The sequence below is a fragment of the Bradyrhizobium sp. 31Argb genome, from assembly GCF_043638955.1.
GTDB lineage: Bacteria > Pseudomonadota > Alphaproteobacteria > Rhizobiales > Xanthobacteraceae > Bradyrhizobium.
Window position 1 is genome coordinate 16,769 of the sequence record NZ_JBEGDB010000085.1, and the last position, 12,334, is coordinate 29,102.

General features: G+C 64.3%; 10 protein-coding genes and 1 pseudogene. 7 read left to right on the forward strand and 4 right to left on the reverse strand.

The window, feature by feature from the left end; all coding sequences use genetic code 11:
- Positions 1-30: 30 nt before the first annotated feature.
- Complete coding sequence (locus AAFX91_RS18270; RefSeq protein WP_130580015.1) at positions 31-1,428, reverse strand: TAXI family TRAP transporter solute-binding subunit; 1,398 nt, start codon at positions 1,426-1,428, stop codon at positions 31-33.
- Positions 1,429-1,563: 135 nt separating this feature from the next.
- Between AAFX91_RS18270 and AAFX91_RS18275 the strand changes: the two genes are divergently transcribed.
- The 3 genes from AAFX91_RS18275 to AAFX91_RS18285 all read left to right on the forward strand — a co-directional run bounded on the left by AAFX91_RS18275 (position 1,564) and on the right by AAFX91_RS18285 (position 4,307).
- Positions 1,564-2,619, forward strand: a complete 1,056-nt coding sequence (locus AAFX91_RS18275; RefSeq protein ID WP_394567328.1) for a glycosyltransferase family 4 protein — start codon at positions 1,564-1,566, stop codon at positions 2,617-2,619.
- A gap of 114 nt (positions 2,620-2,733) precedes the next feature.
- Complete coding sequence (locus tag AAFX91_RS18280; protein WP_028168106.1) at positions 2,734-3,426, forward strand: methyltransferase domain-containing protein; 693 nt, start codon at positions 2,734-2,736, stop codon at positions 3,424-3,426.
- Positions 3,427-3,677: 251 nt separating this feature from the next.
- Complete coding sequence (locus AAFX91_RS18285; protein ID WP_130580017.1) at positions 3,678-4,307, forward strand: hypothetical protein; 630 nt, start codon at positions 3,678-3,680, stop codon at positions 4,305-4,307.
- Positions 4,308-4,534: 227 nt separating this feature from the next.
- Here the strand turns inward: AAFX91_RS18285 and AAFX91_RS18290 are convergent, their stop codons facing one another.
- Positions 4,535-6,199, reverse strand: coding sequence for an aminotransferase class III-fold pyridoxal phosphate-dependent enzyme (locus AAFX91_RS18290; RefSeq protein ID WP_394567329.1), 1,665 nt, complete (start codon positions 6,197-6,199; stop codon positions 4,535-4,537).
- A 34-nt stretch (positions 6,200-6,233) separates the two neighbouring features.
- Here AAFX91_RS18290 and asd point away from each other — a divergent pair, with 34 nt between their 5' ends.
- Together asd and AAFX91_RS18300 are read left to right on the forward strand one after the other, a co-directional pair.
- The gene (gene asd, locus AAFX91_RS18295) at positions 6,234-7,103 is read left to right on the forward strand and encodes an archaetidylserine decarboxylase (RefSeq protein ID WP_394567330.1); all 870 of its coding nucleotides are present in this window, start codon (positions 6,234-6,236) and stop codon (positions 7,101-7,103) included.
- 188 nt (positions 7,104-7,291) lie between these two features.
- On the forward strand, positions 7,292-8,011 hold the full coding sequence (locus tag AAFX91_RS18300; RefSeq protein WP_394567331.1) for an NUDIX domain-containing protein: 720 nt from the start codon (positions 7,292-7,294) through the stop codon (positions 8,009-8,011).
- 140 nt (positions 8,012-8,151) lie between these two features.
- Here AAFX91_RS18300 and AAFX91_RS18305 read toward each other — a convergent pair whose 3' ends face one another.
- On the reverse strand, positions 8,152-9,426 hold the full coding sequence (locus AAFX91_RS18305; protein ID WP_394567332.1) for a FecR domain-containing protein: 1,275 nt from the start codon (positions 9,424-9,426) through the stop codon (positions 8,152-8,154).
- Between the two features lie 183 nt (positions 9,427-9,609).
- Positions 9,610-9,678: pseudogene (locus tag AAFX91_RS18310) on the reverse strand (DUF2147 domain-containing protein); the annotation flags it as partial.
- A 248-nt stretch (positions 9,679-9,926) separates the two neighbouring features.
- Here AAFX91_RS18310 and AAFX91_RS18315 point away from each other — a divergent pair.
- Both AAFX91_RS18315 and AAFX91_RS18320 read left to right on the forward strand, forming a co-directional pair.
- Entirely contained in the window at positions 9,927-10,640 is a 714-nt protein-coding gene (locus tag AAFX91_RS18315) for a hypothetical protein (protein WP_282530049.1), read from the forward strand.
- A gap of 273 nt (positions 10,641-10,913) precedes the next feature.
- Positions 10,914-12,146, forward strand: a complete 1,233-nt coding sequence (locus tag AAFX91_RS18320) for a branched-chain amino acid ABC transporter substrate-binding protein (RefSeq protein ID WP_394567333.1) — start codon at positions 10,914-10,916, stop codon at positions 12,144-12,146.
- Positions 12,147-12,334: the final 188 nt, after the last annotated feature.

Sequence of the window (12,334 nt, forward strand, 5' to 3'; positions counted from 1 at the left end):
CGTCCCGGGTTGCGCTGCGCTCCACCCGGGCTACGGCATCGCTCGCATTCGCGGCGCGTCCGGCGGCGCGATGCCGAGCATGGCGCGGCGGTCGGCGACGGCGTGATGGAGCTGGTCGAGCGCGAGCCCGATCGCGGAGAGGTCGCCTTCCTCGATCGCGCCGTCGTCGTAGCAGTCGAGCGCCTCGCGCAGTACGCCATCGGCCTCGCCCTGCATCTTCTCGAGCGCTTCCGGCGTCTCCCCCTGCCGCACCTTGGTGATCAATTCGAGCAGGCTGTCGCGATGATTCAGATAGCGATCGCGCTCGTCGCGGCGCCAGGCATGCCGCAGCCAGGCGCCGACCGATCCCAGGCCTGACAGGCCCAGGATCGCGAACCAGATGTAGTCGCTGTATTTGTCCATGAAGGTGCGCTCGGTGCCGTCGATATAGGCGGCTGCACCCGGATGCGCCGGCAGTGCTGCGTCCTTGTCGGTGTCGGGCTTCTCGATGTTCGCGGCCGCCGGCACGTCGCGCGCGAGCTGCTGGCGCACGTTGAAGAGCTGGCGGACGAAAGCGCCGATCGCGGTGTCCGAGAATGAATGCAGCGCGATGATGAGATGGTCGACGCTGACGGTCTCGACCTTGTCGTCGGGCCAGGCCGGCGAGGATGAAAAGATGCTTCCCGCGATCTCGGCCGATTCATAGAGCGGGTGCTTCGCGGCGATTGCCTCGGAAACGTCGATCGGCAGGAACTTCGGCTGGCCGCGTGCGGCCGCCGTCGCGGCGATTGCGCCCGCGGTGATCTTGCTGTCGAGCGGGCCGACCGCCATGTAGGCGTCGAGCGTCATATCGCGCGCCATTTCGGCGGTCTGGTTGATGGCGAATTGCGTCACCGCGACCTTGTCCGGATTGACGCCGGACTCGCGCAGGATCACGCGCAGCAGCGTGACATTGGCATCCGTCCGTCCGATCACGCCGACGCGATGGCCGTCGAGATCGTCGAGGCTCTTGATCTTTGGCGTCGGCGGTCGCCTCGATCCCTTCGCGCGCAGGCCGGAAGGCGCCCACAGCACCACGACATTCTTGCGCAGGATCGCGACCGCATCGGCGTTGGCGGGCAGATTGAGGTCGGCGCGCGCCACCGCCATGTCCGCTTTCGAGCTGGTCAATGCCGCGATGCTTTCCGCGGCGTTCTCCGTCACTACCGTCGACAGGCGCACCGGGCTCTGATCGCGGGCGAAGGTCTGCGCCAGCGCCTGGATCAGCTTCTGGTCGTCGCTGCCGGGAGGGGCGACCGCGATCGTCAGGGTAACGGGCCGCACGAAATAATAGAGCGTGCTGGCGGCAACGCCGAACAGGAGGAGGCCGGCCGCGAGGATCAGCAGCGAATAGTTTTTTCGCTTCCGCCGCGGGCGCTTTGGAGCCGAATCTTCGCGCGTCTCTGACATCGTTCTGTCATGTTAGCCGAAAAAGCGTGTGAGCTGCCCGAAAAACCTTCCTTACAGATCGATGACGTCATACGCCTGAAATATCAATGTCAGAACTTCTGACCCGAAGAATCATTAACGCTTCGGGTTTTCGAGATGCGGATATTAGTTGCAACCGACGCCTGGCATCCGCAGGTCAATGGCGTGGTGCGCACGCTGACGTCACTGCAGCGTAGCGCGGCAGGGCTCGGCGCCGAGATCACTTTCCTGACACCGGAAGGGTTTCCGTCCGTGGGCGTGCCGACCTATCCGGGGCTGCGCATGGCGCTGCCGAACCGGCGCGAGATCGCACGGCGGATCGAGTCGGCCGAGCCGGAGGCGATCCATATCGCGACCGAAGGCCCGGTCGGCTGGGCGGTGCGCGGTTATTGCCTGCGCCACAAGCTCGCTTTCACGACCTCCTACACGACGCGCTTTCCGGAATATGTGTCGGTCCGCACGGGGCTCCCGGCCAGCGTCGGCTACTGGCTCCTGCGCCGCTTCCATGCGGCTGGCGCCATGACGATGGTGGCCACCGTCTCGCTCCGCCAGGAGCTGGCCGAGCGCGGTTTTCGCAAGCTCGGCTTCTGGACGCGCGGCGTCGATACCGAATTGTTCAATCCCGATCATCCGGCCAAGCTCGATCTGCCACGGCCGATCTTCATGGCCATGGGCCGCGTGGCGGTGGAGAAGAATCTCGGAGCGTTCCTGTCGCTGGATCTGCCGGGTACCAAGGTCGTGGTCGGCGACGGCCCGCAGCGAGCGGAACTCGAGCGCAAATATCCGAACGTCGTCTTCCTCGGCGAGAAGACCGGGCAGGACCTCACCTCGCATCTCGCTGCAGCCGACGTGTTCGTGTTCCCGAGTCTCACCGACACCTTCGGCGTGGTTCAGCTTGAAGCGCTGGCTTGCGGCACGCCGGTCGCGGCGTTTCCGGTCACCGGCCCGAAGGACGTGATATCGGATCATCCGATCGGCGCCATCGATGACGATCTGCGCAGCGCGTGCCTGCGTGCGCTCACGATGTCGCGAGAGGCGTGCCGGAACTTCGCGCTGCAGCGTTCCTGGGAGAACAGTGCGCGGCAATTCATCGGCAATCTCTCGGCGTTGCAGCCGAGCAGGGTGTTGCGTCCGGCCCGGCGCGTCGCCGGCCGGAGCGCGGTGCAAGGTTAATCGAAGCATGATCCGGAAAAGTGGGAACCGGTTTTCCGAAGAGATCATGCTTAAACAAGAGGAGAGAGCGGGATGAAGAGTCACCCCGCTCTAGAACTAGAAGGCGTATCTTCGATGGCAGACAACATCATCAAACTCGACGGAAGCAGCCAGTTGGATTTTGATCGCGAGACGGTCGAGCAGGCTTATGACCGCTGGGCTCCGGTCTACGATCTCGTGTTCGGCGGCGTGTTCAAGAAGGGCCGGGCCGCGGCGATCCAGGCCACCAACAAGATTGGCGGCCGTGTGCTCGAGGTCGGTGTCGGCACCGGCATTTCGCTGCCGCTTTACGCGCCGCATGTCCGCATTTTCGGTACCGATATTTCGGAAGCGATGCTCGACAAGGCGAAGAAGCGCGTTGCCGAGCTCGGCCTGAAGAATATCGAGGGGCTCGCGGTGATGGACGCCGAGAAGCTCGAATTCCCCGACAACTCGTTCGACGTGGTGATGGCGCAATATGTCGTCACCGCCGTGCCGAATCCGGAAGCGGCGCTCGATGAATTCGCACGCGTGCTGCGCCCGGGCGGTGAGCTCATCATCCTGACCCGCGTCAGCGCCGATGCCGGCGTGCGCCGCTTCATCGAGCAGAAGCTGCAGCCGGTCGTGCGTCCGCTCGGCTTCCGCACCGCCGAGTTCGCCTGGTCGCGCTACACCAAGTGGCTTGCCGGCGCCAAGGGCGTGGAGCTGGCGGAGCGCCGCCTGATCCCGCCGCTCGGCCATTTCTCGCTGGTCCGCTTCCGCAAGGCTGAGGTGGCTAAAGCCGCGTAGGCCTGCCCGACCCTCATGGTGAGGAGGCACGCAGCGCCGTCTCGAACCATGAGGCCCCCGCTGGTGGCCTCATCCTTCGAGACGCGCGTTCCGCGCTCCTCAGGATGAGGGGATAGGGTCTCACACCCGTTGCTCCGTTGGCTCCGTTGCGTCACCGCGTCGCTGCACACTGTCATATGTCATTATGATGATGTCACACGCCGTACATCGAATCTCTGTAAGCACGTCCCGAAATCCTCTTGGGGGAAAGAATGTTCAAGAATTTTCTGCAGGAACTGCGTACCCAGCGCTGGGATGACCACCGCTACTATCATCACAGCCGAATCAATCAGAGCCTGCACTTCGTCAGCGCCCTGAGCTTCCTGTTCGCCTATGTGATGCTGTTCTTCGATCCGGCGATCTCGGCGCTGGTCGGCTGGCTGGTCTCGATGACCTCGCGCCAGGCCGGTCACTTCTTCTTCGAGCCGCGGGGTTACGACCACATCAATCAGGCCACCCATGAGCACAAGGAAGAGATCAAGGTCGGCTACAACCTGCAGCGCAAGGTCGTGCTGATGGCGATCTGGGCCCTGTCGCCGCTGGTGCTCTTCGCCGATCCAACCCTGTTCGGCCTGTTCACGCCCTGGGAGACGGTGTTCGACTTCACCCGTCAGGTCGCCAAGATCTGGCTCGCGGTCGGCATCGGCGGACTGCTCTTCCGCACCGTGCACCTGTTCTTCATCCGCGATATCGAGACCGGTCTCGTCTGGATGACCAAGATCATCACCGACCCCTTCCACGACCTGATGCTCTATCACAAGGCGCCGCTCGCGCTCCTGAAGGGCGAGCTGATCGATCCCGGCCTCCACCTGGCCGGCGAGTTGGAAGAGAAGCACGCCTGAGCGCCTGCTGCCGACAACAAATTGACTTCGCTGTGTTCACTTACGTCATGCCCGGGCTCGTCCCGGGCATCCATGTCTCAGGCCCTGTCACTGGCACCGTCATTCCGGGGCGCGCGCAGCGCGAACCCGGAATCCATCTGGCGGCAGGCGCAGGCGGCGCAATGGATTCCGGGCTCGATGCTTTCGCATCGCCCCGGAATGACAAGAGATGGGGGAGAGAAAGGCGCCTAGCGCGCGAACTTCCTAGCGAGCATTTCCTTCAGGATCTGCCGCTTGATGTCCTTGTTGGTGACGCCGGGCTTCTGCCACCACCAGCCGTCGCGCTTCATCTTCTCGCCGGCGGCGACGAAGCGGTCGGCGACTTCGGTGAAGTCGGCGTCGCTGGTGTTCAGGCCGAAGATCAGACGCCCGGTGCCGACCCAGCTCAGCGCCAGCCCTTCGGCCCGCAGGTAGTATTGCAGCATCCAATTGTAGCGGGACGGCTCGGTATAATGGACCATCCAGATCGACGAGAGATTGGAGACGCGGACCGGGAGCTCCGCTGCGGTCAGCCGGTCGTTGAGCTGCTTGGCGCGGCTGTTCCAGGTCTCGTCCAGCCCGTTATAGACCGAACGGAAATTCGGGCTGGCGAGCCGGCTCAGGAATTCGTCCATCGCCGTCATCACGTAGGGGTGCGAATTGAAGGTGCCGCGGGCGAAGCAGACGTCGGCGGGCTTGTCGTCGCGGAAGCGCCGCATCAGATCCTTGCGGCCGCAGACCACGCCGACCGGCAGGCCGCCGGCCAGGCTCTTGCCATAGGTCACCATGTCGGCGCGGACGCCGAAATATTCCTGGGCGCCGCCGGCGGCGATACGGAAGCCGACGAACACTTCGTCGAAGATCAGGACGATGCCGCGCTCGGTGCAGACCTCGCGCAGCTTCTTCAGCCATTCGGCATAGGCGGCGCGGTCGTACCTGCCGCTGCGGGAACTGTCGACGAGGGCGGAATCGCCGGGCGCGTTGGAATTCGGATGCAGCGCCTGCAATGGATTGACGAGCACGCAGGCGATGTCGCGCCGCGTGCGCAACACGTGCAGGGTCTTTTCCGACATGTCGGCCAGCGTATAGGTCTCGTGCGGCGAGACCGGGTTGCCGACGCCGGGCTGCACGTCACCCCACCAGCCGTGATAGGAGCCGGCGAAGCGGACGAGATGCGTGCGGCGGGTGTGGTAGCGCGCCAGCCGCACCGCCTGCATCACCGCTTCCGTGCCGGACATATGGAACGAGACGTCGTCGAGGCCCGAGATCGCGCAGAGCCGTTTGACGTTGTCGATGATCACAGGATGGTAGGGGCCGAGCACCGGGCCGAGCGCATGCGCGCGCTTCTCACCCTCGGCGATGCATTCCTTGTAGAAGTCATTGCCGAAGATGTTGACGCCGTAGGAGCCGGTGAGGTCGTAGGACACGTTGCCGTCGACATCGGTGACGGTGACGCCCGAGGACGACTGCACGAAGGAGCTGGTGTTGAGATGCTCGCGCACCAGCCGGCTGAACTGGAACGGCACGCGGTAACTCTCGGTGAACTGCAGGTCGGAGATGTGCTGCGCGGCCTCCGCCGTCATCTGCCGTCCCTTGGCATAGCGCTGGGCGTAGAGGCCGGCGAGGCGGAAGAAGCCGTCCTGCCGCTGCATCGCAATCTCGCGCGGCGCGCCGTCGACCGCGAAGAATTTGTCGATATCGAATTCGTAGTGGGGCACCAGCCGCGCGACCATCTTGGACATTTTGGAATGTCCGGTCAGCGAGCGATGCTTGGCGCGCGACAGCGCCAGGCGGGCCTGAATCTTGGGGAAAGCTGCAGCGGCGCCGGCAATCGCGGCGGCGGACAGCGAGAGAATCGGAAGGGATGTTTCCATGCCAGAAGCGCTAACGTCGCCAGCTAACAGATTCATGACAGTCCGAGGCCTGATTTCGTCGATAACCCAGCAGGAGGACCTGAATTTCCTGCTGACCAACCGCATCCCCCGGGCGGCCGTGACCCGCTTCATGGGCTGGTTCTCCAAGATCGAGAACCCGGTGGTGCGCGACCTCTCGATCGCCTGCTGGCGGCTGTTCTCCGACCTCGATTTGTCGGAGGCCAAGAAGACCGAATTCAAGAGCCTGCACGACTGTTTCACGCGGGAGCTGCGGCCCGGGCTGCGGCCGTTCGATCCGGACCCCGCCGTCATCGCCAGCCCGTCGGACGCCATCATCGGCGCGCATGGACGGATCGAGGACACCAAGCTGTTCCAGATCAAGGGCGCGCCCTATGCGCTCCTCGACCTGCTCGGCGATCCCGCTTTGGTCGAGCAGCACCGCAACGGCCGCTTCGTCACCTTGCGGCTGACCTCGAGCATGTATCACCGGTTCCATGCGCCCGCAGATTGCCGGATCGAGAAGGTCACCTTCATCCATGGCGACGTCTGGAACGTCAATCCGATCGCGCTGAAGCGGGTCGAGCGGCTGTTCTGCAAGAACGAGCGCGCGGTGCTTGAGGCCCGCCTCTCCACCGGCGAGCCGCTGACGCTGGTGCCGGTCGCCGCGATCCTGGTCGCGAGCATCCGCCTGCATTTCCTCGATCGCACGCTGAATGCGCAGACCAAGGGCCCGGTCACGTTCCCCTGCGATGCCAGCGCGCACAAGGGCGACGAGCTCGGCTGGTTCGAGCACGGCTCCACCATCATCGTGCTCGCCCCTGATCATTTCGAATTTTGCGATAACGTTACCGACGGCGCCCGCATCCGCGCCGGCGAACCGCTGCTCAGAAAACCTTCGGCGTAGATGAGCGCAGGCTGCTCCCCTCGTCATTGCGAGCGGAGCGAAGCAATCCATGCCGCCGCTCGCGGAAACGTGGATTGCTTCGTCGCTGTCGCTCCTCGCAATGACGGAGAATCCAATCTCGATTTTGCCGCCGGAAGCTCCTATATGCTGCCGACACGATTCGGCATTCGGGCAATTCGGGAGCAAAGATGGCACGGGCGCCTGTTCTGGCGGCGGGAGGCATTGTGCTGCGGCGGCAAGCGACGCCGCTGATCGCGGTCGTGCGCCTGCGCAAGCGGAACGAGTGGGTGCTGCCCAAAGGCAAGCTCGACGACGGCGAGACGCCGCGCGCGGCCGCCGAGCGCGAGGTGCTGGAAGAGACCGGGCACGAGGTGTCCGTGCACGAATTCCTTGGCACGTTGGTCTACGATTCCGGCGGCCGTTACAAGGTCGTGCATTACTGGCGCATGGAAGCGGGCGACGAGCAGGCCTACGAATTGATGTATGACATCAAGGCGGTCGACTGGCTGCCGCTCGACGAAGCTCTCGAGCGGCTGTCGCGCGATCATGAGCGCGCGTTCCTCGAGAATGTCGGTCCGATCGCGCTGAAGGCTGCAGCCCTCAGCGGAGCCTCGCGGCAAAAGGCGGCCAAGCCGGCAACGCGGCGGCCGCGTCGTACGGTCACGCCGCCGCCTTCGGTCAGCGAACCGACAACTGTGCCCGAGCCCGCGCAGCTCGATGCGCCCGTCGCGCAGGAGGAGCCGCTGTCTACCACCGAGGCGGCGGAGCCTGCGCTGTCACCTGCCGCGGCGGAGGCCGAGCTCCCGCCGTCATTTGCGCCTGATATCGAGCCCGTCGTCATCGAAGCCCACCGTCCGCGCAGGAATTTCATCGATCGCGTCAGGGACTGGCTCCGCCGCGCCGCCTGAGCGCGCAAAAACTCTCTCTACACGAACTGTGCCGTAGCCCGGGTGGAGCGACAGCGTAACCCGGGGACCGCTCGTACGTTGACGCAGATGGCCCGGGTTACGCGTTCGCTTCACCCGGGCTACGAGTTCCGAGCGGAATTTCAATCGCCGCGCCGTTCTCTCCTGCCGTCTCTCAATGGAAATTGCCGTCGTGGTTGCACCGTTGGTCGGTTCAGCAATCCGGGGTGTTGCACGCCGGGTGCTCCCTGCCTGAATCCGCCGCGCTGCGGCTGTCCCTCGCGGATCGACGGCGGTTGCCCAACTCGCTGCGGCGCGCGTGACGGCTGTCCCCCCTGCTGCGGAGCTCCTTGCTGTCCGCTACGCGGCAAAATGGCGCCGCCGGGCTGACCGGGCAGTACGTGCTGGTCGCCGCGCGACGGCCGCGCCTGCTGCGGCGAGCCCGGTCGCTGCTGCAAGCCCTGCCGGCCAGGCCCGCCGGGTTGCTGCTGGCCCGGCAACATATTCTGCCGCTGCGGACCCGGCCGGAACGGCTGGCCGCGGTTCGGATAGGGTACGCCGGGATTGGCGCGGCGGAACGCGCGCTGCTCGTTGACGAGTTGCCGCCCGAAATTCTGCGTGGTCTGGAGCTGGCGAACGAAGCCGCGGTCGCGCTGGATCTGCAGCGCCGACATCGTCAGCGGCACCGCGGCGAAGCGCGCACCACCAGCTCCGTCGGGCCGGATCGTGAAACCGCTGGCCCCGCGCGTCAGCGTGCCGAGTTGCGCACCGCCGCGGTCATTGATCTCGATCCGGCCAACGCGGCCGTCGGCGTCCGGATAGAGTTTGATGGCGACGTTGTTGGACGTCGCGGTCACGCCCTCGGGCACCTCGACCAGGCCGGTGGTGCCGCGAATGCCGAGCGTCGCGGTCGGCGTCGATATCCGCATGTCGCCGGTCTTGGCGACGCCAGCGGCAACGAAGGCGAGCGTGCCCTTGGCGACGTCGAACATCCCGGCATTCTGCTTGCCGCCTTCGTCATAGACATAGCGGTCGATCGTGATCCTGGCGCTCGCCGACAGCTTGAACGTCGTGGCATCGTTGAAGGTGATGCCGAGCGTCGACTTGGCCTGTGTCTCCACGACGTCGCCGGCAAAGATGTCGTCCCTGATCTGCAGTGCCGTTGTCGCGTTACTGCGCGTGACGCTGGCGCTGCCGGTGAGATCGGCGACATTGCCGATCGGCTCGGCGGCGGGTTGCTGCGCATCTGGCGCCGGCGCGGCAGGAGCCTGTGTTGCCGGCGCCAGCGCAGGAGCAGGGACGGGCTGCGTCTGCGCGAGCTGCGTCGAATCGGCTGCGGCGGCTGGCATGTGCACCGTGCCGCCCAACAACAAGCCGATCGCAAACAGGAGTGCGAGAGAAAACCGGTGCGGCGTCACAAGAGATTCCCGGAGAGACCACAGGCGAGGGCAGCGATATCAGCCGCGCGGGGCTGAACGCCGGATGAATGGGAGCGCCATCTCTCAGCCGTCATTGCGAGCGCAGCGAAGCAATCCATGCTTCCACATGCGCGGAGGGATGGATTGCTTCGCTGCGCTCGCAATGACGATGGAGACAGTCTCTCAGCTCACGCGCTTCCAGGTCTGGCCGCCGCAGAACATGCTGCCGAAGGCGCAGCCCTGGACGCGCAGACTCGTTCTCGTTTTCGGGCGGCGGCCATTCGATCCACCCTGCGTTACCTCTCTCCGGACTCTCGCATTCACTGCCGCGGATTTCATTACCGACAATTCATGTTCGGCATGCCCTGCGCATGGCAGGCCTCACGCCTCGCCATCTTCCGTCCGGTTCCGGCTGTGGCAGTATGCCGCGGATTTCCGGATCCGCGCAGCCTCGTCGCACGCCGAACCAGCGACAGCGCACATAACGATAATCAAGAAAAGTGCCCGATACTGATCTCTCCCAGACACTGACCTTCCGCTGCCCCGCGGAATTGGAGGGCGTGTTGCCGCCGCCGATCCGGGCCGCACTTGGGCTGCCGGACTGGCTGAAGACGATGCCGGCACAGGCATTCAACGCGCTCAACCTGCGCGAAGAGAACACCGTCAAGCGCTGTCCGCCCTTTGTCGATGCCATGACGTCCGGCTTCCTGATCCCGCTGATGTGCGATCTCAGATTCGAGAACGGCGAGATCACCTGGGACAACGAGCTGCCACCGGGCGGCTCGGTCAGCTTCGTGCGTTCGCCGATCGGATTTCATGATGCGAGCCAGGTGACCGGTACGCCCTTGTTCGAGGCCGATCGCTTCCTGATCAAATTCCACAATCTCTGGACGATCGAAGCGCCCGAGGGCTATGCGGTGCTGTTCACGCATCCGTTCAATCGCCCCGACCTGCCGTTCACCACGCTGACGGGCCTCGTCGATTGCGACCGCTATCACGACAACTGGATTCACTTTCCCGCTTACTGGCACGACGTGAATTTTCGCGGCGTGCTGCCAAAGGGCACGCCGATCGCGCAATGCATTCCGGTGAAGCGCGAGAACTGGACGGTGCGCACCCTGCCGTTCACCGCAGAAGAGACGCAGCGGGCGCACGACCTTACCACCCGCATCGATCGCGAACCCGGCCTCTACCGACGTCAGTTTCGCGCGTGAGTTAGACTGGGGGCACGCGCCTGGACCGCTGCCGCTGACGTAAATCAGATCGCGGTGGCGCGGCGCTCGCATCTAGCGATTGCGAGGTCAGGGCACGCGAACTACCGATAGAGCTACGCCATTTAGATCCCTCGTGAGCCATTCTGCCCGCGGTAGCGGAATCTGGCCGGCGCCGGACTTGTCAACGTAGGATCAATCTGCTCAGTATGGCCGAAATTGTGCTGCGCAGCAGACGCCGGCACCAGAGTAGACACGCAAGCGAGGAAACAAAAAATGCTCAAAATAACGAGGGTCATCGCCCTGGCCCTGCCGATGCTCAGTGGTGCTGCCTACGCGCAGGAGACCGTCAAGATCGGCTACATCGATCCTCTCTCCGGAGGCGGCGCCAGCGTCGGCGAAGGCGGGCTGAAGACGTTCCAGTATCTGGCCGATGAGCTGAACGCCAAGGGCGGTATTCTCGGCCACAAGGTCGAGATCATACCGCTCGACAACAAGACCAATCCGCAGGAAAGCCTGATCCAGGCCCAGAAGGCGATTGATGCAGGCGCCCATTACATCACCCAGGGCAACGGCTCCTCGGTCGGCGCGGCGTTGGCGGACTTCGTTACCAAGCACAACACGCGCAACCCCGGCAAGGAAGTGCTCTACTTCAACTATGCCGCGGTCGATCCGAGCCTGACCAACGAGAAGTGCAGCTTCTGGCACTTCCGCTGGGATGCCAACTCGGACATCAAGATGGAAGCGCTGACCAACTACATGAAGGGCAATGCGGCCATCAAGAAGGTTTACCTGATCAACCAGGACTATTCGTTCGGCCAGTCGGTGCGGACCCAGGCGCGCAAGATGCTGGGAGAGAAGCGGCCCGACATCCAGGTCGTCGGCGACGAGCTGCATCCGCTGCTCAAGGTCACCGACTTCTCGCCCTATATCGCCAAGATCAAGGCGTCGGGCGCCGACAGCGTGGTGACCGGCAATTGGGGACAGGATTTCGCGCTGCTGCTCAAGGCAGCCGCCGATGCCGGGCTCAAGGTCAACTGGTACACCTACTATGCTGGTGGCGCCGGCGGCCCGACCGCGATCAAGCAGACCAATCTCGATCATCAGGTGTTCCAGATCAGCGAAGGCATCCCGAACTCGGACAACAAGGAAGCGATGGAGTTCGAGAAGGCGTTCCGTGCCAAGGTCGGCCTGTCGCTCTGGTATCCGCGCGCGGTGAACGAGATGCGCATGTTCAAGGCCGCCGCCGAAAAAGCCAACTCGATCGATCCGGTGAAGGTCGCCGCCGCGCTCGAGGACCTGAAGTTCGACGTGCTCGATGGCGGCAGTGGCGTGATGCGCAAGGACGACCATCAGTTCTTCCAGCCGATCTACATCTCCTCATTCGGCACCCGCAGCGAGAAGGAGCCGTTCGACGAGGAGAACACCGGCTGGGGCTGGCGGCTGGTGGCAAAGATCGACACGCCACAGACCGTGCTGCCGACCACTTGCAAGATGACGCGACCATGATGCGCGCGGCGTCCGTCCCGCCCCGGATCATCCGGAACGGGGGGACGTTTGCGTTGCCGGCTTGCTGCGAAATGCATCTGCGGGACCGCTGCGCTCCCTCTCCCGCTTGCGGGTAGGGGAATCGCATATGGCCTTAGGGGGTATTGCATAGCGGAGCGAATTGGATTCTTCGGGTGTCTCCCGATTCC

What these genes read in the sequence shown, in the direction of transcription:
- asd (WP_394567330.1), top strand. Translation starts at nt 6,234, where the DNA reads ATGACAGTCCGAGGCCTGATTTCGTCGATAACCCAGCAGGAGGACCTG.
- AAFX91_RS18280 (WP_028168106.1), top strand. Translation starts at nt 2,734, where the DNA reads ATGGCAGACAACATCATCAAACTCGACGGAAGCAGCCAGTTGGATTTT.
- AAFX91_RS18275 (WP_394567328.1), top strand. Translation starts at nt 1,564, where the DNA reads ATGCGGATATTAGTTGCAACCGACGCCTGGCATCCGCAGGTCAATGGC.
- AAFX91_RS18270 (WP_130580015.1), bottom strand. Translation starts at nt 1,428, where the DNA reads ATGTCAGAGACGCGCGAAGATTCGGCTCCAAAGCGCCCGCGGCGGAAG.
- AAFX91_RS18320 (WP_394567333.1), top strand. Translation starts at nt 10,914, where the DNA reads ATGCTCAAAATAACGAGGGTCATCGCCCTGGCCCTGCCGATGCTCAGT.
- AAFX91_RS18285 (WP_130580017.1), top strand. Translation starts at nt 3,678, where the DNA reads ATGTTCAAGAATTTTCTGCAGGAACTGCGTACCCAGCGCTGGGATGAC.
- AAFX91_RS18290 (WP_394567329.1), bottom strand. Translation starts at nt 6,199, where the DNA reads ATGGAAACATCCCTTCCGATTCTCTCGCTGTCCGCCGCCGCGATTGCC.
- AAFX91_RS18300 (WP_394567331.1), top strand. Translation starts at nt 7,292, where the DNA reads ATGGCACGGGCGCCTGTTCTGGCGGCGGGAGGCATTGTGCTGCGGCGG.